21 protein-coding genes and 2 pseudogenes are annotated in these 24,341 nt (G+C 39.7%); 5 read left to right on the forward strand and 18 right to left on the reverse strand.

The genetic code is table 11. From position 1 onward, the window contains the following. Positions 1-30: 30 nt before the first annotated feature. From HX13_RS22890 to mobA, 15 genes and pseudogenes are all read right to left on the reverse strand, one after another. Positions 31-1,071: a TonB-dependent receptor gene (locus tag HX13_RS22890; protein WP_238554959.1), complete on the reverse strand. Its 1,041-nt coding sequence runs from the start codon at positions 1,069-1,071 to the stop codon at positions 31-33. Continuing rightward, positions 1,031-2,437: a TonB-dependent receptor gene (locus HX13_RS22895; RefSeq protein ID WP_202962899.1), complete on the reverse strand. Its 1,407-nt coding sequence runs from the start codon at positions 2,435-2,437 to the stop codon at positions 1,031-1,033. Before HX13_RS22895 ends, HX13_RS22890 begins: the two co-directional genes overlap by 41 nt. Positions 2,438-2,511: 74 nt before the next feature. Further along, positions 2,512-2,877: a hypothetical protein gene (locus HX13_RS01725; protein ID WP_024564670.1), complete on the reverse strand. Its 366-nt coding sequence runs from the start codon at positions 2,875-2,877 to the stop codon at positions 2,512-2,514. After that, positions 2,877-3,197 carry a DUF6122 family protein gene (locus HX13_RS23145; protein WP_078411585.1) on the reverse strand — a complete coding sequence of 107 codons (321 nt, stop codon included), beginning with the start codon at positions 3,195-3,197 and terminating at the stop codon, positions 2,877-2,879. Before HX13_RS23145 ends, HX13_RS01725 begins: the two co-directional genes overlap by 1 nt. 136 nt (positions 3,198-3,333) lie before the next feature. Further along, the gene (locus HX13_RS01730; RefSeq protein WP_024564671.1) at positions 3,334-3,756 is read right to left on the reverse strand and encodes a hypothetical protein; all 423 of its coding nucleotides are present in this window, start codon (positions 3,754-3,756) and stop codon (positions 3,334-3,336) included. A 30-nt stretch (positions 3,757-3,786) separates the two neighbouring features. Next, on the reverse strand, positions 3,787-5,625 hold the full coding sequence (locus HX13_RS01735; RefSeq protein WP_024564672.1) for a heavy metal translocating P-type ATPase: 1,839 nt from the start codon (positions 5,623-5,625) through the stop codon (positions 3,787-3,789). Between the two features lie 215 nt (positions 5,626-5,840). Then, positions 5,841-6,983: an efflux RND transporter periplasmic adaptor subunit gene (locus HX13_RS01740; protein ID WP_238554948.1), complete on the reverse strand. Its 1,143-nt coding sequence runs from the start codon at positions 6,981-6,983 to the stop codon at positions 5,841-5,843. A 75-nt stretch (positions 6,984-7,058) separates the two neighbouring features. Beyond that, positions 7,059-11,454 (reverse strand): annotated as a pseudogene (locus HX13_RS01745) (CusA/CzcA family heavy metal efflux RND transporter). Positions 11,455-11,475: 21 nt separating this feature from the next. After that, a complete protein-coding gene (locus HX13_RS01750; RefSeq protein WP_002979420.1) occupies positions 11,476-12,084 on the reverse strand; it encodes a hypothetical protein in 609 nt (202 codons plus the stop codon). A gap of 11 nt (positions 12,085-12,095) precedes the next feature. After that, positions 12,096-12,780, reverse strand: a pseudogene (locus HX13_RS01755) (HupE/UreJ family protein). Between the two features lie 119 nt (positions 12,781-12,899). Continuing rightward, positions 12,900-13,163, reverse strand: a complete 264-nt coding sequence (locus HX13_RS01760; RefSeq protein ID WP_002979422.1) for a hypothetical protein — start codon at positions 13,161-13,163, stop codon at positions 12,900-12,902. A gap of 91 nt (positions 13,164-13,254) precedes the next feature. Then, entirely contained in the window at positions 13,255-13,611 is a 357-nt protein-coding gene (locus tag HX13_RS01765) for a hypothetical protein (RefSeq protein WP_198418452.1), read from the reverse strand. Positions 13,612-13,776: 165 nt separating this feature from the next. Continuing rightward, positions 13,777-15,777 (reverse strand): conjugal transfer protein MobC, encoded by a 2,001-nt coding sequence (gene mobC / locus HX13_RS01770; protein WP_024564675.1) that lies wholly within the window; start codon positions 15,775-15,777, stop codon positions 13,777-13,779. Positions 15,778-15,878: 101 nt separating this feature from the next. Then, positions 15,879-17,168, reverse strand: coding sequence for a conjugal transfer protein MobB (gene mobB / locus HX13_RS01775; RefSeq protein ID WP_024564676.1), 1,290 nt, complete (start codon positions 17,166-17,168; stop codon positions 15,879-15,881). Further along, entirely contained in the window at positions 17,165-17,608 is a 444-nt protein-coding gene (gene mobA / locus HX13_RS01780; RefSeq protein ID WP_024564677.1) for a conjugal transfer protein MobA, read from the reverse strand. Before mobA ends, mobB begins: the two co-directional genes overlap by 4 nt. A gap of 740 nt (positions 17,609-18,348) precedes the next feature. Here mobA and HX13_RS01785 point away from each other — a divergent pair. From HX13_RS01785 to HX13_RS01800, 4 genes are read left to right on the forward strand one after another with little or no spacing between them, the layout of a single operon-like run. Continuing rightward, positions 18,349-19,116 carry a ParA family protein gene (locus HX13_RS01785; RefSeq protein WP_002979427.1) on the forward strand — a complete coding sequence of 256 codons (768 nt, stop codon included), beginning with the start codon at positions 18,349-18,351 and terminating at the stop codon, positions 19,114-19,116. A 5-nt stretch (positions 19,117-19,121) separates the two neighbouring features. Next, positions 19,122-19,559, forward strand: coding sequence for a DUF3408 domain-containing protein (locus tag HX13_RS01790; RefSeq protein ID WP_024564678.1), 438 nt, complete (start codon positions 19,122-19,124; stop codon positions 19,557-19,559). 11 nt (positions 19,560-19,570) lie between these two features. Beyond that, complete coding sequence (locus HX13_RS01795; RefSeq protein WP_002979429.1) at positions 19,571-19,843, forward strand: DUF3408 domain-containing protein; 273 nt, start codon at positions 19,571-19,573, stop codon at positions 19,841-19,843. 2 nt (positions 19,844-19,845) lie between these two features. Continuing rightward, on the forward strand, positions 19,846-20,478 hold the full coding sequence (locus HX13_RS01800; RefSeq protein ID WP_002979430.1) for a hypothetical protein: 633 nt from the start codon (positions 19,846-19,848) through the stop codon (positions 20,476-20,478). 37 nt (positions 20,479-20,515) lie between these two features. On the opposite strand, the gene HX13_RS01805 is transcribed toward HX13_RS01800, so the two are convergent. From HX13_RS01805 to HX13_RS01815, 3 genes are read right to left on the reverse strand one after another with little or no spacing between them, the layout of a single operon-like run. Further along, positions 20,516-22,270 carry an ATP-binding protein gene (locus tag HX13_RS01805; RefSeq protein ID WP_002979431.1) on the reverse strand — a complete coding sequence of 585 codons (1,755 nt, stop codon included), beginning with the start codon at positions 22,268-22,270 and terminating at the stop codon, positions 20,516-20,518. 2 nt (positions 22,271-22,272) lie between these two features. Further along, positions 22,273-23,478, reverse strand: coding sequence for an SIR2 family protein (locus HX13_RS01810; RefSeq protein ID WP_002979432.1), 1,206 nt, complete (start codon positions 23,476-23,478; stop codon positions 22,273-22,275). Positions 23,479-23,535: 57 nt separating this feature from the next. After that, on the reverse strand, positions 23,536-23,820 hold the full coding sequence (locus HX13_RS01815; protein ID WP_002979433.1) for a helix-turn-helix domain-containing protein: 285 nt from the start codon (positions 23,818-23,820) through the stop codon (positions 23,536-23,538). Between the two features lie 204 nt (positions 23,821-24,024). Here HX13_RS01815 and HX13_RS01820 point away from each other — a divergent pair, with 204 nt between their 5' ends. Further along, the gene (locus tag HX13_RS01820; protein ID WP_002979435.1) at positions 24,025-24,330 is read left to right on the forward strand and encodes a DUF4134 domain-containing protein; all 306 of its coding nucleotides are present in this window, start codon (positions 24,025-24,027) and stop codon (positions 24,328-24,330) included. Positions 24,331-24,341: the final 11 nt, after the last annotated feature.

Consider the following 24,341-nt stretch of genomic DNA (forward strand, 5'->3'; position numbering starts at 1 on the left):
TACATTTGATAAGGCTTTACAGAGTTGTTGTTAAAAATTCATTATCATTTTCACGCTGATATTACGTCCCATATTGAAAACACCCATACGTCCTGTTGCGGGGTTTTCAAGGGCATACTTCAACCTGCTCAAATGATTTTGATAAGCCACGTCAGCCAAGTTTTCTCCACTGATATACAAAGACATAAAGTCGCTTCGGTTGAATGCCTTTATATTTGTTCCAATTCCTGCACTCAACAGCGTGTAAGCCGGTGTTGCCGTTTCTGTTCCGTAAGCACTGAAAAATCTGTTTTGCTTAAAGAAATAGTCTATACCGAATTTGATATAGGCGTTAGAAAATGTATGATTAACTTCCTTTAGTTCAGCTTTGATTTCTCCCCTGTACCTTGGGGCAGGAATAAACGGCAGATACTTTGAGCTTTCGGGCTGATTGCTTTGGGTAGCCTGCACATAGGAAAACGAATTTTCCAAATGCAACCATTCTATTGGGTGTGGGTGTATATCCAAATAGATTTCGCCACCGAGCAAAGTAGCATTTCCTGCCGTATATTGAAAGGCAGGTGCGCCGTCAGTCGGGTCGGGAATGATTTCAGTTCCGTCTTCCGCAACGAGTTTTTCCAAATAGATATAGTTTTGAATGAAGTTTACAAATGGTGTAATCTCCAACGTGATATGTTTGGAATTAAGAAAGTAGACAACGTCCAGCTGATGGCTGATTTCTGATTTTAAATCAGCTTTTCCGATGATATACCGAAATGTTCCCTCGTGTCTTCCGTTGGCAGAAAGCTCGGTGCTGTTCGGTGCTCTGAAACCTCTCGATACGTTAAATTTGAAAGTAGAATTTTTATCCACCTTATACGATAATCCCAAACTTCCCGAAATGCCATTGTAGCTTTTGTTAAAAGCACTAAATTTCAACTCCGCATCGGGGTCTGTACCGGAAACGGGATTTTCATCTTCATTGAGGTAAAGTTCCTTTGAGTTCATATATCGGTTGTCGAACCTGATACCTCCGGCTAAAGTGAGCTTGTCAAAAAAAAGTTTTCTGTGTGAAAACAAACCCGCCTGCATCAAACAGATGATAGGCAGGTATCATAAATTCCTCTCCTCTGTTGGTATTGGACTGCCACATACCACCAATACCGACCGAAGTTTCCCAACCTTTTGACTTTTCAAAATTATACCGTACGTTATAATTCAGCGTGTTCAAATCAAAGAACAAAGCGGGCTGGTCAGGAGCGGAAGGGTCTTCGTACTCTTTTCTTTTATTGTTCTGAAAACCAAAGTCGGCATTAAGCGTTCCTTTATCCAATATGAAATAATTGTTTGAAGCTACTCCAATATGATTTATCTTCTGATGCGGAAAACCTGTTTTATATCCTTTCAAATCTTTGTCGGTTGCTGCTACTTCATCGCCATTGGCATTTTCGTAGATAAATCTTCCTAATTCATCTCTTTCTCCCTCTACAAGATTAAGGGTGTTGTTATAAGAGCTTACGGTCAGGTGTGAGTGTCCCCAGCTTTTGTTTATTCCCAAAAACAGGCTACCATTGATTTCCTTAAATCCCGAATTGAAAACTTTTCCGTCGTAGGCATTTTGGTAGTTGCCTGCAAACTTGTTGCTGAACCTGCCAAGCCATTGCAAGCCGTCTTTATTCCCAGCGTTGGCAACGGAATAGCCAATGAGGTTGTTATTACTTTGGTAATTGGAGGAAACCTGTGTTTTTACCTGTCCTAACGGCAAGGCTTTCGGAGCAAGAAAATTAAGCACTCCCGCAATACCGTCCGAACCGTACATAAGGCTTCCGGGACCTTTGACAACTTCCACTCTGTCCACTGCATTCTCGTCTATCTCAATACCGTGTTCATCGCCCCATTGCTGTCCTTCCTGCCGGATATTATTGTTTAATGTAATTACTCTGTTAAACCCTAAACCTCTTATAGTAGGTTTTGAAATTCCTGTCCCTGTTGTTATTTGGTTTACACCGGGTACATTCCTTAAAGCATCAATCAGATTGGTAGCACTGTTCTGATTGAGTGTTTTACCGTCCACCGCTTTAACAATGACAGGGCTTAGTCTTAATTCTGTTGAGCGGGTTACGCCTGTAATGATTAACTCATTCAGTTCTGTAACAGCGGGGCTTAACAAAAAGTCCATAACCGTATCTTTGTCAATGCTTATTTTTTCGATTATTGGCTGATAGCCTGTATAATTTATCTCTAAAAGGTAGGTTCCCCTTTTAAGGTTATTGATTTTATAACTACCGTTTGTGTCTGTCGTTGCACCTGTTTTCAGGTCAGCAATATAGATGGATGCACCAGCTAAATTCTCGTTTGTGGTTTCGTCTTTTACCGTACCTGAAATACTGTTTTGTGCAAATATGTTTAAGGTTGCTGATACGAAAGCAACCAATAGTAATATGCTTTTTAAATTCATTGTTTGATTTTTTTAACGATTATTGTTTGATATGAGCAAACAGGCGTTTGACTGCTTGCGTCTATATAAAAAAATCAAACTGTGGGCGGTCCTTTGTTTTGGATTGTAAGGCGTTCCGCTTCGTAGAAACTTACCTTACATAAGCTGTATTCAAAATAAGGCTGTACATCAACGTAAACAATAATGGCATCAACGATAAGATGAGGCGATAAGCAATGATTATCGCACAGTGAACACTTTTTGAATGCTTTGGTAAGATGTGCCTTATGATTACAGGCATTGCTTTCATCCCCATAATATATTGCCTTCTCACATTGGCTTGCTTTTGAATAGGCGATAATTTCATCGTCGTGGTGGTGGTATAAGATAACCGGGCTATTTGCAAAAACGTACAATAGCAAAAGAAAAAAACCTTTTATATGTCTTATATCTTTTAACATCAACCGCAATTATTTTGGCTAAGAAAACAGTCCAAACCATCGGTAGCCATATGTAAAAGCAACCCCACGGCAACAACCCGTGTCGGTTTGAAAAACAACAGGATAAAGTAAATAGCAATAGCAAACCAGCTATGCAGGGGGTGGAAATTTATACTGCACCTGCAAGGGTCAAATATTGGTGTTGCCAAAAGGTGGTCTAAATCAACCAGCATAGTGAGCAACAATATTGCATAGCATCTTATCCAATTTTCCCTAAACAGAAAATAGGAAAGGATACCCGGAAAAATAAGGTGTAAAAAGTAATGGATAAATTGTTCCATATCGTTACTTTCTTATAGCCTTTAGCATTATTGTGTTATTTGTTTTTCTCACTTAATATTGATACACGGTATTTGAATTGACATACCATCTTCTTCCCCAAAAAGAAGAAGATAGTATGTTTCAACCTTCACAGATTTAATGTTGATGCCCGTGTGCTTTTTCAGCGGCAGAAACCTCATTTTTAAATTTTCCTGTCAGCGTTGTGCCATCAACCTTAATCGTAACAGTACAATTTGTATGAATTGCGTTTTTGGGCAATGCCACCTGTAATGCACCGTTTTTATCTGCTTTGAGATTTGAATTTGACTTAGTGCCATTCTCAAAAGCAAACTCTACCGAACCGGTAGCGGGCTTGTTTAATGTTTTAGCATTGGCATCCAGCACATAAAAGGTCAGCATATTGTTACCTTTTACCATTTCAATATGGTAATTGTCAACGTCTATCATTTTTCCGCCGTGAGGGGCAGAACCGTGACCCGACTGAGCCATTACAGGGCTTACGGCAAGCGTGGCTATGGCAACCACTAAAGCCATTCCGATTGATTTGATTTTTCTCATTTTTTTTGATTTTTAAAAGTGAATTAATAATTAAATTTTTACTCTAAGTAGTTTGACTGAATTAAGAAATACCAGCGTATCGGGCAACAGGTGAATGACTGCTGCTTCTACGGGTCCTAAAACCCCCAACAATACCAGTGTAATACCCAATACGTGTACCACACCAACACCCCCGATTATATTCTCTTTGATAGTTTTGAATGCTCTTTTGCTGATAGCTTTGGAACGGGCAATTTTTTCGAGTTTGTCTTCCACCAAAACAATATCAGCGGCTTCCATAGCTGCCTGTGTGCCTACAATACCCATAGAGATACCTACATTTGCCTGCACAAGAGCCGGAGCATCGTTGATGCCATCGCCTACCATTGCTACTTTTTCTCCTGTGGATTGGAGTTCCTGTATAGCTTTAATTTTGTCCTCCGGCAGCATATCCGCTTTGAACGAGGTAATGCCTAACTGACTTGACACGTGTTGTGCTGTTTGCGGATTGTCGCCCGTAAGCATTATAACATTTTGAACACCGCTTTTTTTCAGTTCATCAATCATTTCTTTTGCTCCCGGACGTATGGTGTCGGACACATAGAATACACCGGCAGCCTTATTATCAATTGCCATATAAATAGCTGTATCTGTAAGGTTTTCGCTATTTATTGTAACACTGATTTTATGGTCGTCCATCAATGTTTTGTTTCCTATCAACACTTTTCTGCTGTCTATTGAAGCTCCAAGCCCCTTTCCTTTAAATACCTCAAAGCCGGTCGGCTCTGAAAGCTCCACATCTAATTCTTCTGCACGGACAATAATCGCATTTGCCAATGGGTGGCTGGAACGGTTTTCGGCAGTAGCCGCAAAATACAGTAAGTCCTTTTCTGTATAGTTGCTATCCGATATATCTACTTTATTGAGTGTAGGTTTACCTACCGTAAGTGTTCCGGTCTTATCGAAAACAATGGTTTTTATCTTTGCGAGTTCCTCTAAATATTTACCTCCTTTTACCAAGATACCTTCACGAGCTGCCCTTGCAATGGCAGATATAGTTACTAAAGGGGTGGCTAAGCCTAATTCGGCAGGCGAGGTAAAAATCAACAGGGCGATGACCAGCTTTACATCTTTTGTTACTAAATAGACACCTATCACAAAAATGAACACGAATGGTATCAGCCACGAGGCTACCCTGTCAGTGAGTTTTTCAATGGGAGCTTTACTGCTTTCGGCTTCTTCTACCAAAGCGATAATCCTTGAAAACACCGTATCATTACCTGCTTTGGTCATTTGAACGTCCAATGCTCCCAACTCCAATATAGTTCCGGCAAAGACTTCGCTGTCGTTGACTTTTTCGACCGGTACGCTTTCTCCGGTAATAGGAGCCTGATTGACGGAACCGGAACCGGCAATGACTTTACCGTCAACGGGTATTTTTTCTCCTGCTTTTACTACGACAATATCGCCCATAGCCAGCGAGGTGATTTGGATTGTTTGCTCTTTTCCGTCTTTTTTAATGACGGCTGTTTGCGGTACAGAGCCTATCAATTCTTTGATAGATGCCCTTGCCCGTTCTCCGCTTGCACTGGCGATATATTCCGCTATCAGGATAATCATCAGTACCACGGAACCGGCAAGGTATTCTTTGCCCACAACCGATACAATTACGGCTATGGAGATAAAAAGCTCCGTGCCGACTTTACGTTCTTTGATAAGCTCGACAATAGCCGTCTTTAGCAAAGAATACAGACCGAAAGCCGTAGCTGCCAGTAATACAGGTAACGGAATGACCCCCATATAAAACAATAGGCTGGCAATACCTACTGTAATGATGCGTATGATTTCCCATAAAAACTGCCGGGAAAAAAAGGTTTTAAATGTGTTCATTTTTTATAATTTAATGTCTATGGTTATTACCTACATTAATATTGGGAAACACACCGAGCAAAATAAGAACGGATAGAAATAACAAGACTACCAATGCTATTAAACCATACTTTATCATCTTGTATCCCCATTTATTATTTGAAGATTTACCACCTCCCTGCCTTTGCGGAGGTGGTCTTTTCTTCTTTCTCTTATGCTTCGGTTTCCCGATATGGTTATTCTTCCTCTTCCGCATTTCTAATAGCTGAAAGGATAGTATAAGCGTTTTTCGTGACTACTTTTAACGATTGCTGATTGGCACTTTGAGGTAATTCAACTGCTGTATAACCTTCCTGCTCCACACCTTTGGCAATTTGCAACAACTGGAATGTATAGCTGTCATTATTCCCTGCTGTTTGGACGATGATGTAATCCAAACCATTCAACTGAACAATGGCATCGTTAGGTACGGCATTCTTTTGTTCCGTTCCTGTTTCTACCCACGCTTTTACATACATTCCCGGTAAGAGTTTTGCATCTTTGGTAAAGCGGCAAAGCACCGGTATCATTTTTTTGTCATTTGCAGCCTGACCGACCAAGTACACTTTTCCGGTATGGCGGTAATCATTTTCATTGGAAAGTGAAAACTTAACGGTCTGCCCAACCTGAATTTTGCCCAAGTCCTTTTCAAAAGCATTTAAAGCAAGATGCAGTGCATCTACACCCGTTATCTCAAACAGGACATCGGTTGGTGCGGCGTATTTCCCGATATTGGTATTACTGACTTTGATATACCCTGAAATGGGAGCATAAATACCCGCAGTTCTGGAAATTTGCTTGTTGTTTTTCAAGGCGTTACTGCTGATGCCGATAAGTGCCATCTGCTGTTCCAAACCTGCAATACGGGCTTTCATCACATTGTAATCAGAGCTTACCTGTTGGAAGGTTTTGGCTGCATTGACATCTTCATTTCTCAATTCCTGCTGTCTTTTGTATTCCTGTGACAAATATTCCAGCCTGCCGATGCTTTCCAAATACTCCTGTTGAATGGTGATGAACTCCGGATTTTCAATAGTGGCTAATTGCTGCCCCTTTTTTACAGCTTGCCCCGGCAATAACCCTGCTGTTTTGATATAACCGCCCAATGGTGCTGATACGGTGGCTATGCTGTTTGGTTCAGCTTCAATAGCTCCTGTCAGCTTGATTATATTGCTAAGGTTTCTTAATTCTATGGAGCCTGTTTGTATCTCCGACAGCTTGTACTGGTCAGCGGTAAACGTAATTTGTCTTACCGAAGGTGCTGTATCGGTCTTGCTCTCTGTTTCTGCCGGAGCCTGTTCGGCAGCATTCTCTTTTTTATCCTTACAGGACGAAACCACCAATACTGCTGACAGTAATAATGGTATATATTTTTTTAAATGATGACCTATTCATTATTCTGATTTTTTGAATGATTAATTGTTGCCTAAAATTGCCTCTATGGAAATAATAACCCGGTTAAGATTATACAGGTTGTCTATATACTCTGAATGGATATTATTGGATAGCGTAAGGTTTTGCAGATATTGTGTATAGGAAATATCACCGTTTCTAAAACTCTTATCCGAATTACTGATAATCAGGTCTGCCTGTGGCAATGCCTGTGTCTGATAATAGTTTAGAGATTTCTGAAATTTCACATACTGCTGTGCCAACTCTTTAAGCTGTCCGTTCAGATTTGTAGTCGTCAGTTCTACCTGTTTTTGTGCAATCTGTTCATTGATTTTAGCCGCATTGATTTGGGATTTATAACCACCCGGAAAAAGAGGTATGCTTATACCGACTTGGAAAAAACTAAACCTGTCTTTACCCGTATAAGTTCTATCGACACCGTTAATCGTTTGCAGACCTTTGTAGGTCTGACCGTTATAACCTAAAATAATGTCCGGTAACATCTTGCTTCTCTGCAAGGATATTTCTCTTTGGCTAACATTGATTTCCTGTTGCAGATATTGAATGATAGGATTGTTGGTAGTTGATACACCATCAATAGCCAATAATTCCTCCCTTACAACCAATGCCGTATCTGCTATGCTGATGTCATCGGTTGTATTAAGCAATGTCTGTAAAAGACGTTTGGCAATTTGTATATCGGCTTCATTCTTTTCCAGCTCATTCTGAATTTGTCGGTATTGGACTGACGAAGTAGCATTTTCAAGACTTGTGCTTTCTCCTGTTCTATACCTCGCATTACTTGCTTTACTTAGCTTGCTGTAAATCGTGTCCTGTTCCAACAATAGCCGTCTTTTCTCCAATATATACTGATATTGCAGGTAAGCCAGCTTTACGTCTTCAACAAGGTCATTTTCGGTTACAGCCTTGTATTTTTCGCTGCTGCGTATCCTTTCCTGTGCCAACTTTGATTGATTGCTGTAAACGGTCGGAAAATCAAAACGCTGTGTAACATTAATCAGGTTATCATTAATAGTAGGATTACTTACTACACCCTGTGTATAGGAAATTTCCGTTTTAGGAATAGTAACGCTTCCTTTCTTTAATGCCTGCTGTACATTGATGTTATACTCCGCTATCTTGATGCTGTTGTTGTTTTTCAACGCTTCATCAATGGATTGCTGTAAGGTCAGCACTCTTGTACCGGAATTTGTAGGTACTTGTGCATTCATTACCGACGGTAAACCTAAAAATCCTAATAGTAATATTGCCGTAGGCAAGGTTTTGGGCTTCCGCATCTTGAATGATGATTTTGTGAAATAGATATACAGTACAGGAAGTACCACAAGGGTCAGTGCAGTTGCCGTTATCAGACCTCCGATAACTACCGTAGCCAACGGGCGTTGTACTTCTGCACCTGATGAAGATGAGATTGCCATCGGTAAAAATCCTAACGAAGCTACTGCGGCTGTCATCAGTACGGGTCTTAATCTTACCCGTGTACCAATCCGAACCCTTTCGTAAATATCATTAACCCCTTCCTTAGCCAAACGGTTGAACTCTGCAATCAATACAATCCCGTTCAAAACAGCAACACCGAATAACGCAATAAAACCTACACCGGCGGAGATACTGAAAGGCATATCCCTGATGAGCAAAGCAAATACACCACCTATCGCCGATAACGGAATTGCAGTAAATATCAATAGACCTTGTTTTACCGAACGGAACGTAAAGTACAGCAATAGTAAAATCAGTAAGAGTGCCACCGGCAATGCTACTGCAAGCCTCGCATTGGCTTCTTCGAGGTTTTTAAATTGTCCGCCGTAGGTGATATGATAGCCCGCAGGCATTTTTACTTTTGCTCCCACAATATCCTGAATATCGTTCACGATACTTTTTACATCCCTGTTTCTTACGTTGAAACCAAGTGTAATCCGTCTTTTGGCATTATCTCTTTGGATTTGTACCGGACCCGGTTTGTATGAAATATCTGCTACTTCACTTAGAGGAATTTGCTGACCTGTGGGCGTACTTACAAATAAATTCTGAACATCCGTAATATCTGCTCTTGAAGCATTATCCAGCCTTACCACCAAGTCAAACCGTCTTTCGCCTTCATATACCAAACCTGCTGCTTTACCTGCAAATCCTGTTTCAATGGCACTGTTTACGTCTTCGATATTCATTCCGTACTGTGCTATCTTATCCCTGTTAAACTGTATGCTGATTTGTGGCAAACCTGTTATTTCCTCTACATATAAATCTTCTACACCTTCGACATTTTTTTATTTTACGACCCACATCCGAAGCAAGGTCTGATAGTACGTCCAAATCTTCTCCATAGATTTTTAGAACCACGTCCTGTTTTGCTCCTGTAAGCAACTCATTGAAACGCATCTGTATAGGTTGCTGGAAACTAAATGTAGCGTTAGGGATAACAGATAGGTCAGCCTGCATTTTTTCTATCAGTTCTTCTCTGTCTTTGGCACTTGTCCATTCCTTTTTCGGCTTTAGTTTCACTATCATATCGCCCGCTTCAATAGGCATCGGGTCTGTGGGAATTTCCCCCGAACCGATTTTATTTACTACTTCTTCTACTTCGGGATAGTTCTTCCGCAGGATAGTTTGGGCTTTCTGTGAAACATCTATCAATTGGTTGATAGAGCTACCGACCGGAACCCTTGTTTCTACCGCAAAATCACCCTCATCCAACTGAGGTATAAATTCTGCACCCATACGGTTGAATACAAAAAGTGTAATGATGAAAAGACCTACTGCAATAGAAACGACCAATAATTTCATTTTCATTGCTCCCTCGATGATAGGCGTATAAACTCTCTGAATAGCCTTCATCATTCTGTCGGAGAAGTTTTCCTTATGGGTTGTTTTCTTGCTCAACACCAAAGCCGACATCATCGGTACATAGGTAAACGAAAGCAAGAAAGCTCCTAAAATGGCAAAAGAAACAGTCTGTGCCATTGGTCCGAACATTTTACCTTCTACACCTACCAACGCTAATAATGGCAGGTATACAATCAGAATGATAATCTCACCGAATGCAGCCGCAGAGCGTATTTTACGGGACGATTGATAGACTTCTTCATCCATTTGCTCCTGTGTCAGTTTTGCCACACCTCCGTACCGGTCTTTACTTCCCGTTATTCGATGCAGCACAGCCTCGACGATGATAACTGTCCCGTCCACGATGATACCAAAGTCTATCGCTCCCAAGCTCATCAGGTTGCCCGATACGCCAAAGAGGTTCATCATAGATATGGCGAACAACATTGCCAATGGAATTACGGAAGCGACCACAAGCCCGCCACGCAGGTTTCCTAAGAAAAGTATCAGTACAAAAATCACGATTAATGCACCTTCAATCAGGTTGGTTGAAACGGTAGAAATAGCTCCGTCCACCAGCTTTTTACGGTCAAGAAAAGGCTCAATTTCCACACCTTCAGGCAAGCTGCTTTCTATTTCTGCTACCTTAGCCTTTACATTGGTAATTACTTCAGATGAATTAGCTCCTTTAAGCATCATCACTACCCCTGTTACAGTTTCGCCCTCACCATTACGGGTGGCTGCTCCGTATCTCGGTCCGTTTCCAAACCGTACTTCGGCTACATCTCTTAAAAGAATAGGTACGCCAGCTTCGTTTTTGACCACTATTTTTTTGATTTCCTCGATGTTCTTTACCAAGCCTTCGCTTCGGATAAAGTAAGCATTAGGACCTTTATCAATGTAAGCACCACCGGTATTCTGGTTGTTCTTCTCCAATGCCGTGAAAATATCGGAGATATTGATGTTCTGGCTGGCAAGCCTGTCAGGCTCGATAGCGATTTCGTATTGCTTTACAAATCCACCGAAGCCGCTTACTTCTGCAACGCCGGGCGTACCTAATAATTGCCGTTTAATAATCCAATCCTGAATAGTTCTTAATTCAGTGGCATCGTACTTGTCTTCATAACCTTTTTTGGGGTGAATGCTGTATTGATAGATTTCCCCAAGACCGGTAGTTACCGGAGCCATTTCGGGTGTACCGACACCCTCGGGAATACTTTTTTCCGCTATGGTCAATCTTTCCTGTACCTGCTGTCGTCCCCAATAGATGTCAACATTTTCTTTAAATACAATGGTTACGATTGAAAGCCCGAAACGGGAAAAGGAACGCATATCCTTAATACCGGGAATACTGACCATTGTCTGCTCCACCGGAAAGGTTACAAGCTGTTCCACCTCCTGTGCCGCCAATGTAGGCGATACAGTAATGACCATCACCTGATTATCCGTGATATCGGGTGTGGCATCAATAGGAAGTTTGGTAAGGGAGTACGTACCCCAGCAAATTAATGCCAGGGTAAATAATCCTATTATCAACTTATTCTTGATTGAAAAATGAATGATGTTATTTAACATACCATAATGTTATTAGAATAGTTATTGTTTAAGGAGATACTGTCCTTTCATTCTGATTTTGACAGTGATGTCCTCATTTGAATTGTTTTTGAAGTACCATCCTTGCGGACCTTCAAACGGAGCGAGCAATGACCCCACCATATTGTTGGAATAGGCAATGGTGTAGCTTTCAAAATAGTTGCTGTTGTTCTTAACCTCTCCGTGAAAATCAAAGTATAGTTCTCCTTTATCGGTAATCCATTCGTACTTCAACTGACCGTGCTTCAACATATTTATCTTATATTCCAATCCTTCGCCTGCCGGAATAACGACACTTACTTCGTCTGTCCGCTCTGCGAGCTGGGTAGCGGGTGGCGGATTATCTGCTGCCGCAGGTTTGGCTACATCTGCCGGAGAACCTACGTTTTCCAATTGCAATATTTTATGTGGTCCCGAAGCAAGCGTTTCCGAACCGCCGTCACCAACATATAATTTGCTAAAACCGGTTGCTTTACCGATACCCAAAGGGTCTATACCGTATTCTGCCGGTAATACGGCACTAACAAGAAGTACCGCTCCTATAATTAAAGCATAGATGACCTGCTTAATGATAGATTTCTTATCTAAGATTTGATGTGCTATTTCTGACATTTTGATAATTTTTAAGAATTAAAATAACCGACCAACTGATAGCCGAACAATAAAAAAACCTGCTGCCATAAGCAACATATTGGTAACTGTCGAGAATTTGAGAAAACTCGGTGACCTTCTCCAATTAGTGATAATAAATAATACAAGGGCTAAGGCTATGAACTGACCTATTTCTACACCGATATTAAAACCAAGTAGGTTGGTCAACAATCCGGTACGGTCAAAACTCAATTCCTGTAATTTACTGGCTAAACCAAAGCCGTGAAAAAGTCCGAAGATTAAAACAGCCGCTTTGGTATTGGGCTGATACCCCAAGAACCTTTGAAAGCCACCCAAATTATCGAAGCCCTTATACACAATGGACAAGGCTATGATTGCATCAATCAGGTAAGCATTGATTGCCATATCTGCCAATACGCCCAACAAGAGGGTAATACTGTGTCCAATGGTAAAAAAGCTCACATACAGCAATACTTCTTTCGGACGGTAAAGGAAAAATATAACCCCTACGAGAAATAATAAATGGTCATATCCCGTCAACATATGTTTGGCTCCTATGTACAAAAAGGGTACAAAGGCAACGCCTGAATTTCCACTGAGGAAAGTTTGGGTATCCTCATCTACACCGTGAGCATACACCGAGCCTGTTACCAATAGCAACAGCACTATTGATAAAACTACTTTTATATACCGCATTATAATTGAATTTTTAAGTTAGGCAGTACAAGCCCGGCTGTATTGCATACAGGTGTATGCAATACATTATAGCCAAAGCCCTGACCGCAATGATTGAAAAACGTTGCTTAAAAAATTAATTAATGCTTATGTCCGTGAGCTTTATCAATACTATCCTGATTAACAGGTGCAACCTTAGAACTGTCTTGTTTTGCTGCCGGTGCGGTATGTCCGCCGTTAGGGTCGTGCGAATGACCGTGAGCCTTGTCAATGCTGTCTTGATTGACTACCGGAGCTGACTGCTCTTGTTCTGTATTGGAATTGTCGGAAGAAGATTTTCCACTGTTATTGCAAGCTACAAATGTAAGTGCAGCAAAAGCCGCTATAATGAATGATTTTTTCATCGTTAAAATAAAATTTGATAATTAATAAAGAAATAACCTGCCCATTGAATTTTGGGCATAACTCAAATTTTAACTTTCGGAGAATTGAAAGTTAAGCAACGATGAAAGAGGGAGGACCCCGAAGGGTATATGCTCCGTGGAGCGGTGGTAAGTAAATGATATGCCTATCGGGTGGAAACGTGTGTTTCTGATAGACTACGATATATTCAACAGGCTTGGTAAAATCGACAGGCAAAGCCTTTACTGATTTTACATCGTCCTTTGATATGACAACTCTTGTTTCGTCAGAATTGGTAAAAGAAACGTGTTCGCCAGCGTGTATAAAACCGGAGAAAGCAAGCTCTAATGGTGTTTCCTTACTGTCTTTATGATGGCTATTTTTACCATTATGATGCCCATCATTAACGATGTCAGCGTGGTGGTGGTGCGATACAATGCCGTGACCCAAAATTACAATTTGGGCAACAACTAAAAACAATATGGCAGAATACTTACGCAACATTATCGCAAATGTATGTAAATAAATTCATTTGGGTATCAATTCGATGCAAAAAAGTGAATTTAGATACCGGAAAAAACTAAATTATCGTATTTATTTTTTGATATGTCCAAACTATCCCTCCTGTATCAAGTGCTGTAAATTCGGGTCGTTCTTGATACGCTCCATTTCACTATCTATAATGTGAACAATATCTAATTTTATCTGACGGTAATTGTTATCAATATCCCGTTTCATATTATCCACTCCATTCTCATCAACAAAGGATAAAATTTCCGGTATCTTCTGATACGCTTTTGTTTCGGCAGCAACCTTTTCATTATCTACAACTATTTCAGCGTGAAATATCTTTTGTTCGATACGTTCGTCAAAGTTATCGGAAACAGCACCCACGAACATACCTTGTGTTAAGGTACTGATTTTTGAAGCCGGAATAAGGCTGTCTAATTGGGTTGAAATTGAAGTAGATTTATCATTACGATTAATCGTCATACTTTGGCGTTTTTGTAAAACTTTTCCGAAACGTTCGGATAAATTTTTCGCTGTTTCGCCGACAACCTGACCGCTAAAAATATTACCGACTGTGTTCTGAATTACCTTACTTTCTTTGTCGCCATAATCACGTATTAATTGACTAAAGTCCTGAAAACCAAGACATACCGATACAAAATTACTTCTCGCAGTTGCGATTAATTGGTCAAGTCCCCTAAAATAAATTGTGGGCAATTCGTCTATGATAACGGAGCTTTTAAGCTGTCCTTTTTTGTTGATTAATTTTACAATTCGGGAGTTGTATAAACCCAAAGCTGCCGAATAAATATTTTGTCGGTCGGGGTTGTTTCCGACACACAAAATTTTTGGCTCTTTGGGGTTATTAATATCTAAAGAAAAATCGTCGCCTGTCATAACCCAATACAGTTGCGGACTAATCATTCTTGACAATGGAATTTTAGCGGAAGCTATCTGCCCCTGTAATTGGTCTTGTGCTCCGCCTTGCCAAGCATCCATAAAGGGCGATAAATAGTTTTCCAATTCGGGATAAGAAGTCAAAATTGTAAATACGTCTGCATATCTTTTATTTAGTAATTCTATGGCGTGGGGAAAGGAACAATACTTACCATTGTCATAAATTTTCAGATACCAAATAATGGCTGCCAATAGAATAATTGGGCTTTCCACGAAGAAATCCCCTTGTTTCTGTATCCAGCTTTTGTTCAGGTTTAACATTATCGTATATGCCGCTTCGTAGGCATCTGATATGTCCGTCATAAATTCGGGATTGAGCGGATTGCAACGGTGGCTCTTGCGTGGGTCGTCAAAATTTATCACGTAAAATTTTGGCGGTACTTTGTATTTATGCCTGTTCTTTAATAAGTGATTGTAGGCAATCGTGGACAGGTCGTCAAACTTAAAATCGTAGATGTACATTGAGAAGCCTTTCTCAATCTGTTGCTTTATATAATTATTTACGATTGCATACGATTTTCCGGAGCCAGGGGTTCCCAGCACAATCGTTGCCCGAAATGGGTTTACAATGTTTATCCAACCGTCATTCCATTTGTTTTTGTAGTAAAACTTTGTAGGCAGATTAACAGAGTAATCATTCTGCATTAACTTGGTTTCCTGCTGAAAGCTCTCATTTTCGTTGTTGAAAACGTCGTCCATTAAATTGCTACGGAGCAAACGGCTCATCCAAACCCCTGCAACCATTAAAGCGATATAACCTAAACCCGTCGTCAGGATATAGAGAAATGTGGCGGTGTTTAGTGGTAGCTTTAGCAATGGGAAATTCAAAAAGAAAAGGACGAAACCGATACCCAAAGCCACATAAATTTTGCCCCAAGTAATCTTTTCGTCCTTAACGCCCTTTGTACCCAAACAGCTTAAAGCCAACAATACCAAAGCGAAGACTTTGGTATATAAGGTGTGTTCAAACAGTCCTGCTGTTCGGTTGAAATTCCCTAAAATCTTATTGATGATTTCCAATGTCCAGCCACGGTGTATAAAGAACCCGTAGCAAAACCAATACAAGTGCATCAATACTATAATGATGCTTACGGCTCGCATAAAAGCCATAATCTTGGCTAAGCCTCTTAAATCGTCTTCTCCCTGCATTTCTAAAGTTTTAAATGTTCGGGCGTGAATTTAAAGGCTCAAAAGAGTGGCTATAAGAATGTGGCAGTCAATGGCAGTGGGTGGCGGTGTTTGGCTAAATGTTATTGCAGACCTCTCTTGCGTTTCCGCTTTTTCTTCATTTTATTAGCAAAGTCCTGTTCTTCGTAGTCCTCGCCCTGTGCTTCAGGGATAAGCAAACCGCCAAAGGCTTCAATCAAGCCGTCGTCTTTTTTATCGGGAATGTTTAAGTCGAACAAATGATGCAGTTCTTCCGCAGGAAGATCCGCATCATTTGATGTGGATTTCTTTTCTTTTGGCTCGTCCAGTTCTTTAATGTCCGGTTTAATGTTGTTGTTCCAATAATCATTAAAGGTATTGGCTGAAAGTTCCTTTGCTAATCGTGAGCCATTCCAAACGGTTTTGGAATTGTGGTCGATGAATGTGATACCGTAAATACGTCCTGTGTCGTTCCTGCGAACCACTACATTAATACCTTGTTCGCCCAACTGCTTTTTAAAGCTCAATTCATCAGCCGTAGATTGCAGGGCAATGGTAACGGCTGCTTTTAAAGTCTGCTGGGTCGGGTGGTCTTTCAAAGCTGTTTTGCATTTCGCAAAATGCAATTCCAATGCTGGCAGTCCAGCATTCTTTCCGAACAGGGAAGCCTTAAACGGGTGTCCGGCTCTTTCGCCCTTTTCATTTAATGGAATATACAATAAACCTTTTCGCATTTTTCCCTGCAATTCGCCCTCGATTTTCTCGGTGGTAATATTGAACAGGGATAGCAAAGCATTGTATTCTCCCAAAGTCTGAAATTGATAGTAGTTCGGCAAATGTCGTACTACCGAAGCAATCTGACTTTTTATGTCGCCTGCTTTATAATCCACAGGTTTAAAAATCTTGTCGTTATGCTGGCGTTCCTTGTCCGTAGCTGGTATGAGATTGTATTGCTTTTCGAGTTCTCGGCAAATATTCATCGACCGTACTTTCTCAAACTTATCAGGGATTTTTTTGCCGTTTTCGTCCACGCAAACCGATACGATATGAATGTGAGAGCGGTCAATATCGGTGTGTTTGAATACGACAAAAGGCTGGTCGCCATAGCCTAATTCTTTCATATACTGCTGTGCCATTTCCCTGTAAGTATCATCGCTGACCTTATCTTTTGGGTCGGGATTGAGTGAAATATGCAAGGTATGTTTCTCCGTATTTTGGTTTGCCAACAGATAAGGGGCAAAAGATTGGGCTAATTGTGCAACGGAATATTGCCCGTCTGACGTTTCAATAATCTTATTGGTAAACAGAATTTGTCCGTTTTCCTTTTCAACTTTGAGATTATTGTACGCCAATGCTCCGTATAAATTTGCACTTCTTCCGATTTTCGCTATCATTTTTCAGGCTGTTTTTTGAGGTGTTTTTGGTTAAATTCCTCGGTTATCTCCACAACTTTTTTGAACAATTCGACCATTTCTGCCGTCTGTTTTTCCAACTTGTACAGGTATGCCGATGCCTTTTTCTCGGAAAAACTCTTGTACAATAGCTTTACAATCTGATTATAGTTTACCCCGATAGAGCGGAATTGACTGTGAAACGAAGTCAGTCGCATATAGAAATCAACTGTTCCTTTGTCAATATGTACCGATTTTATCGTCTTATTGAAGATGCAAGACGTTATAAAATGTGCCTTTATCTGCATACCCGATTTATCAAAGAGGGCAAGAAAACGGGCGTGTTCCTCCTCGTTAAAAGAAATCGTGTAGCGGATTTTCGCAGGGTCGTTTTTAAGCGGTCGCCCCGTCTTTTTTAACTGTTTTTTGCTGTTCTCATTCATCACTAAGCCATTTTAATTCACACAAAAACGCCGACTTCGGAGGACGTTTTTCTGCTCCCTGCAAGGGCAAGTGGTTTTGAGCATCCGAAAAGTTTTCGAGATGCTCAAAACACAACTTGCCGTGTTCTGTTGAACACAAAAATCCTCCCTACGGTCGGATTGATTTTAACAGGGAAAAACGGCTCGAAGCCGTCGCTGTAAAAGTCCAATTTGTCTATTCGATTTTGCATAAATCCGTTAATAAAATTCTTTTTACAAAGTAAAGCCCTCTTTCTGAAAGGATTGTACTGTAACAGAGTGCCAAACACTGCCAATGAACGCCAAACACTGCCACATAAATAAAACTGCTTGTTTATCTCTTTTCCTTTGTACCAACAAAAGGATATAAGTGCGTAGATAGCTATGCAGGTAACAACATAAGTACCTCAATACCGAGATAGGTAAATGAGTAAACAGGTACATAGAAAAGTACCTATTCAGATACCTGCCTATGCAGTCCTGTACGGACAAATGCAGGTACATAAGTAAGTAGGTCTGCCCGTACAAACCTACTTACCCGCATACCGATATAGGTATGTATTCAGGTACATAGATAGCTTGTTGCATAGGTGCGTAGCTACCCAAGTATATCGGTACAGAGCTACCTATCTATTTGCAGAGCCACATAGGTATCTGACTACGGATATAAGCACCTACGCACATAGGTAATTAAGTATGTAAATAATTAAAACAGTTGAAATATGAATGCAAAACACAAAACAGTATTTATCGCCTTTTCTTCTCAAAAAGGCGGTGTCGGTAAGAGTACATTTACAACTCTTGCAGCGAGTATCCTGCATTATCGGTTGGGCTACAACGTAGCCGTATTTGATGCGGATTTTCCACAGCACAGCCTGATGAAAATGAAAGAACGTGATTTATCTATGGTAATGGAAAACGAGGCTTTGAAAAAGCTGGCTTACAAACAATTTACCACAATCAACAAAAAAGCCTATCCGATTATACAGCACAAAGCGGATAGCGTGTTGGAAGCGGCACACGAATTTGTAAACGCTTCAGCCGTTCCTGTTGATGCCGTGTTCTTCGACCTGCCGGGAACTGTAAATACGCCGGGTATTCTGAAAGCGTTGGCAGGAATGCACCACATTTTTACGCCTATCACGGCAGACCGTGTTGTAATGGAGAGTACCCTCGTTTTCACACAGCTATTAAAGGACGTGATTATGAAAAAGGGCGAAACCTCGATAGAAACCATTAACCTGTTTTGGAACCAAGTGGACGGCAGGGAAAGCACCCCATTGTATGAGGTCTATAACAAACTTATAGACCAATTAGGTTTAAGCCTGATGCAGAGCCAAGTCAAGAACAGCACACGCTTTCGCAAAGAAAGTGAAGTAAACAGCAAAGCCGTTTTCCGCTCAACGCTGATGCCTCCCGATGAACGACTGATGAAAACCTGTCAATTGGACGAGTTTATGAGCGAATTTTTAAAAATCATTCAATTATAGGCACTATGGAAAAAGAAAACAAGAAAAAGGTTACTCCCGACATTAACGAGGAATTTATGATGAACCTTATGGTTGATGGCGTAAAGAAAGAGGGTTTACAGCCATTGCAAGAACCTCCGAGCGAAGCACCCGAAACGGAAGCCGAAAAGCCAAAGGAACTGCCACGGGAGAAACCCGTTATCAGGGAAAGAAGCCGAAGCAAACGAAGTTCCGATGCCGATTACGAAAGTATCTTTTTCAGGAAATCGGAAACCAATGCCCGTGACGGGAAAACGGTTTATATCCGTCCTGAATTTCACGAAAAGCTGACACGCATAATACAGGTAATTGGCGAAGACAAAATAACCATTTATGCTTATTTAGACAATTTGCTGGATTACCATTTTCAGGAATTTGCCGAACAGATTACCAAAAGTTATAACGAAAAATATAAACCCATTTAATTAGTAGAGATATGGAAACGAATAAAAAAACAGCCGGAGCAAAGAAGACAGGCAAAACTTATAGTGCTAAATTTCTAAAAAGAAGTAAAATGAAAGGTAGAGGCGATAAAGCTATTTATGTAAGTCCCGAATACCACGAAAAGCTAACACACATTGTAAAGGTAATCGGTAAGAGCGAAATCCCATTGTACGCCATTTTGGATAATATATTGGAACATCATTTTGAATTGTTTTCCGAAGAAATTATCAAGGAGTATAACAAAAAATTCAAACCTCTTTTTTAGCTATGGAAACGATAATCGTAATATGTCTGTTGGTAATTATTGTCCTGCTTGTACAGGACAAGATTATCATTAAAAGGAAATTGAAACAGAAACCTACGCAGGAAAAAGTCAATCCGAAACTACCCGATATTATGGGACAACCTAAGCCCGTAAGAAGCCAATCAGTGCCAAACACTGCCAATGAGAGCCAAATTGCAGAACCGGAGATTAACCCTGCTAATTTGGTCATCGAATATGACAAATACGAAGAAGTCAATATTCAAATTCCGCAGGAAGAATTGGACGAAGTATTCAGAAATGTACCTGATTTGACGGAGGAGGTAGAATTGAACAGGTATAGAGCTTCCGTAGGCGATGACGGTTTTGCCCAAGGGGTTACCTTTCAGGAACTAAACAACGTGGGGGTCTTGCTTCAGAAAGAAAAATTAGAGCCAGCCCAAAAGGAAACAGCGATTGATATAGTTCAAAGATTACAAGGAACCGAATTATTTGCTCTGCTGGAAAGTTCAATGGAGGGAGCTTCCCTAAAGATTGCCGAGCTTTTGGATAGCACTCTTACAACTGATACCAAAGACAATTCTTCCAATTTGCGGAAAAGTGATTTAAGTGATTTTGACATTGGGGAGTTTATATAGACTTCCCTTTGTCTTTTAGAAAACAAGGGAATATCTTTTAACCTCCGGTTGCCTTTACGAATTTTGGAGTGTCAAACTTTGGTGTAATTGTAGGCAAATCCACTTTGACAGATATAGGCATTGGAAAATCAACACCCATTACAATGGCTTCTCCAGACCCCAAAGACGGCAGAAATGAAAGTGTTTCTTTATTAGCTGTTGAACAAGCACTTGCTATCGCTTCTTTATCTTGGTAGTTTATCAGTCTATGAGTAATAAATGTTCCCATCTGACTTAATGTTCCCACAGGAATATCTCTTGGCATCTGTGTCGATAAACAGAGGAATAATCCATATTTTCGGCTTTCCTTAGCTATATTGTCAAAAGCATTTAACTCTGTACTTTCAAAATATTCATCTTTAACTTTTTTATTCAAGAACTGATGTGCTTCATCAACAAAAAGTATTAAAGGGTTTTCTCTAAAGGCATTGGTTCTTGCTTTGTTTAATAAATATCTTCCCAATGAGTTTGCTAAAATTTCTCGTACCTGAAAATTATATGGGACGTTTTCAAACCCAATTCTCAATACGTTTAAATCAGGATTGTCTAAAAACTCATTAATCTTCGTTATCAAGTTGTTGGTTGTTGGTGCATTAAATCCAAACATTCCTGCATAATCATTGTCAGATATGACATTATTGACACGCATTATTAGGCTGGTTGCATTTCCATAATTTCTTTCATCCCTATTTGTTGCCCAACGGTCATTAAATATTTGAAAACATTCGTTTCCAATTTGTCTATGAAGTAGGTTTATACCAAAATTATTTATTGAAAAATCTTCTACTATCGCCTTGTAAGTAAAGTAAGCATTATTATATGCGGCAGTAAAATTTCCCTGTTTTACAATCAATCCATTGTTTATCACAACTTGCTGCCCTCTAAAAGTGAAATTGTCATTTGTTCCATCATTAAGATGTCCATTATTGGGAATATTACTCATTAAACAGTGAGCAACTTTCAAAGATTTTATCGCTTCCAACAAAACAGGCTGTTGTACTTGTCCTGATGGTCTGAACAGGACAAACAAGTCATTTATAGTTAAATTTTGATAAGGAAAATAACTTTCTGAAATAAGCACGGAATGTGCGACTTTCGGATGTGCATCAAACGTGGAATATTCTCCTGTTGGGTCTAAAATAATAGCCTTTGCGCCAGTTTCAATAACACCCTCGATAAATTTACTAATTGTATAACTTTTTCCACCACCCGTTGTACCCACCACAGCACAATGCCTACTGAAGATTGCTTGCAATGAAATATCTACGGGAACATTTTTATCATAAATCAAATTACCCATTCTAAATGTCGGAGAATGCTCAATATTTTCTGGTTTTATACCGAAAGTTTTGAAATGAGTAGATAAAAATTCTGAAGAACAAATGAATACCTTAGAGCCAATAAGTGGTAAACTGTTTATGCCTTTTTCTATTTTATTGGGGTTAAATAAGTCAAATGATAGCAAAATCTCAATTCTGCCAACCGGATGAAATGCCTTAGTTGAAAAGGTTCTTTCGCTTAATTCTAATCGTTCTTTCTCGGGCAACGATATTTCCAACATTTTTCCTAAAAACCCCTTGTCTTCTCCCTCAATAACAATATAATTGCCAACAAGACCACCCCGCAACACTTCTGCGTGATGCACAAATGTTTTCATCAAAACTGATGAAGGAAAATGCACTTTGACAAAAGCAGGGGATACAAAATTTATGTACCCAAGAAAGTGGCTGTGATTAAAAGGACTATTACTCATAGTTAGGAGTTAGGAATGTTAATTACTATTTGTCTTGTATCTTCCTGATTATAAGATTTTAAGTCAGGATAATTTTTGGCGAAATCTTCAAAGGTTTCTGATACAATACTTAAATTGGAATATTTCTTTGAAGCATCAATAAATGGCTTCAGATTTTCATTAGTTTCATCTATTCCACGATTGATAATCATTAATTGGAAACTTGGATTTTGTTCAAGAGCTTCGATAATAGCAGTAACTATATGTTTATCTCCGAAGCTGAACCCTATCGTTATGAGAAAAACATTATCCTTTCGGAGATTAGATTGGAACCTCGACATCATCTCGAAATACGGCTGTTCATAAGAACTTTCGTATTTAGACTGATGCGGGTAAATCATCAATGGGTTGTCAGGGTTTTCTTTCTGTATAATTTTGTTGTCTTCTTTTTCCCAATTTACAGAACCGTGTAACTTATACAAGTGAAAAACCTTTTGAATGAAATTATCTTCCTCTTTTACCCTGCTTTGATTTCGAGAAACAATATCATAATCATAATTACGTCCGCTAAATATTCTTGGTTGAGAAAATGAAAAGCCATCAATAACCACAAAATTGCTTTCACAAGCCGCCTGTTCAAACATCATATCGTAGTTCAATGTGAACAATTTAAATCGTGGTAGCGTAACCTTTCGTTTGGTTATTTTATTTAGTAAAAGCGTATGAGGTGAATTATCAGGTAAACTCAATTGACAAGCATCTTTGATAAAATCTTTAATCTTGTTTACACAATCTTCTATGTCAATATCGCCTTTAGGTACATAAGGAATAGCAGGGGTAGCCATAGAAAGAACTTTTTCTAAATTTTTCACGATTGTACCATCTTCCCATTTCTCTTCATAGCCAATCGTTTCAAGCAACTTGTTAAAAACATCAGTAGTCAAAAGGGCTTCCGCATCATCCCATAAATTAGCCATCGACTTACCTAATTTTTCATCCTTGCCCCAACCAATGGACGAGCCAGCCCCTGTGAGGAGTAATAAATTTTCAAACTGATTATTTAAAGTTTGAGAATACTTGTTCCTCTTTGTTGCAATAGCATAATCTATCCTGTTTTCAGTGCTTTCTTTGAAATCGTGAAGTTTACCGTCGATATACACTTTGACATCGGCAGCATCACTATCATCATAAGCAACAGAACTGTTATTGTTGAGTAAAATATAATTCATACACTCATATTTTGTTTATTAAAACTCGTGTTTATAAGAAGTTTTCAAGGCACTGCCTTAACTATGTTTCAATTGATTTAATACTATTTTCAAAGCCTGTTTTCCTATTTCTTTATCGTCAATAAGACTTTTTATTTTATCAGATAACCACAAAATCAATAATTCATCTAATGGTACGTTCAGAAATTCAGCAAGATTTTCTAAATGCTTTCTTGGTAATAATCTTTCCTCATTTTCTACCTTACTGATAAAAGCATTATCCAATTCTAAAGCTGCCCCAACCTCTCTTAGGAACAACCCCTTACTTTCTCTCAATTCTTTTATATGTTTTCCAAATGCCATTTTGATTTTTTACGACTTGTCTAAAAAGTTCAAATTTACAAAAATACTTTTAATGAGTAGATAATTTAAGCCAACATTATGCCATTGAACGCCAAACACTTCCTTTGACTGCCACTTTAAAAGACCGCCTCCATTTCCATTAGACATTTGTGCCGTAAGCCCGTAAGGTACGGGATAACAGTAACAAATTAATCTTTTTCAAAAATGGAAAAACAGAGAAAAAAAGTTTTGCTGGCAGCCGTGGCGATGCTGTCAGGAATTGGTGCGTTCGCACAGGGAAACGGGTCGGCAGGTATCAACGAAGCTACCCAAATGGTAACGTCCTACTTTGACCCAGCTACCCAATTGATTTATGCGATTGGGGCGGTCGTCGGGTTAATCGGGGGCGTGAAAGTGTATAACAAATTTAGTTCGGGCGACCCTGATACGAGTAAGACGGCAGCAAGCTGGTTTGGTGCTTGTATCTTCCTGATTGTGGCGGCTACAATCCTACGTTCATTCTTCCTGTAAATCCTCTGCCT

The organism is Chryseobacterium sp. P1-3 (assembly GCF_000738495.1).
Classification (GTDB): Bacteria; Bacteroidota; Bacteroidia; order Flavobacteriales; family Weeksellaceae; genus Chryseobacterium; species Chryseobacterium gallinarum.

What these genes read in the sequence shown, in the direction of transcription:
- HX13_RS22890 (WP_238554959.1), bottom strand. Translation starts at nt 1,071, where the DNA reads ATGCAGGCGGGTTTGTTTTCACACAGAAAACTTTTTTTTGACAAGCTC.
- HX13_RS22895 (WP_202962899.1), bottom strand. Translation starts at nt 2,437, where the DNA reads ATGAATTTAAAAAGCATATTACTATTGGTTGCTTTCGTATCAGCAACC.
- HX13_RS01725 (WP_024564670.1), bottom strand. Translation starts at nt 2,877, where the DNA reads ATGTTAAAAGATATAAGACATATAAAAGGTTTTTTTCTTTTGCTATTG.
- HX13_RS23145 (WP_078411585.1), bottom strand. Translation starts at nt 3,197, where the DNA reads ATGGAACAATTTATCCATTACTTTTTACACCTTATTTTTCCGGGTATC.
- HX13_RS01730 (WP_024564671.1), bottom strand. Translation starts at nt 3,756, where the DNA reads ATGAGAAAAATCAAATCAATCGGAATGGCTTTAGTGGTTGCCATAGCC.
- HX13_RS01735 (WP_024564672.1), bottom strand. Translation starts at nt 5,625, where the DNA reads ATGAACACATTTAAAACCTTTTTTTCCCGGCAGTTTTTATGGGAAATC.
- HX13_RS01750 (WP_002979420.1), bottom strand. Translation starts at nt 12,084, where the DNA reads ATGTCAGAAATAGCACATCAAATCTTAGATAAGAAATCTATCATTAAG.
- HX13_RS01760 (WP_002979422.1), bottom strand. Translation starts at nt 13,163, where the DNA reads ATGAAAAAATCATTCATTATAGCGGCTTTTGCTGCACTTACATTTGTA.
- mobC (WP_024564675.1), bottom strand. Translation starts at nt 15,777, where the DNA reads ATGCAGGGAGAAGACGATTTAAGAGGCTTAGCCAAGATTATGGCTTTT.
- mobB (WP_024564676.1), bottom strand. Translation starts at nt 17,168, where the DNA reads ATGATAGCGAAAATCGGAAGAAGTGCAAATTTATACGGAGCATTGGCG.
- mobA (WP_024564677.1), bottom strand. Translation starts at nt 17,608, where the DNA reads ATGAATGAGAACAGCAAAAAACAGTTAAAAAAGACGGGGCGACCGCTT.
- HX13_RS01785 (WP_002979427.1), top strand. Translation starts at nt 18,349, where the DNA reads ATGAATGCAAAACACAAAACAGTATTTATCGCCTTTTCTTCTCAAAAA.
- HX13_RS01790 (WP_024564678.1), top strand. Translation starts at nt 19,122, where the DNA reads ATGGAAAAAGAAAACAAGAAAAAGGTTACTCCCGACATTAACGAGGAA.
- HX13_RS01795 (WP_002979429.1), top strand. Translation starts at nt 19,571, where the DNA reads ATGGAAACGAATAAAAAAACAGCCGGAGCAAAGAAGACAGGCAAAACT.
- HX13_RS01800 (WP_002979430.1), top strand. Translation starts at nt 19,846, where the DNA reads ATGGAAACGATAATCGTAATATGTCTGTTGGTAATTATTGTCCTGCTT.
- HX13_RS01805 (WP_002979431.1), bottom strand. Translation starts at nt 22,270, where the DNA reads ATGAGTAATAGTCCTTTTAATCACAGCCACTTTCTTGGGTACATAAAT.
- HX13_RS01810 (WP_002979432.1), bottom strand. Translation starts at nt 23,478, where the DNA reads ATGAATTATATTTTACTCAACAATAACAGTTCTGTTGCTTATGATGAT.
- HX13_RS01815 (WP_002979433.1), bottom strand. Translation starts at nt 23,820, where the DNA reads ATGGCATTTGGAAAACATATAAAAGAATTGAGAGAAAGTAAGGGGTTG.
- HX13_RS01820 (WP_002979435.1), top strand. Translation starts at nt 24,025, where the DNA reads ATGGAAAAACAGAGAAAAAAAGTTTTGCTGGCAGCCGTGGCGATGCTG.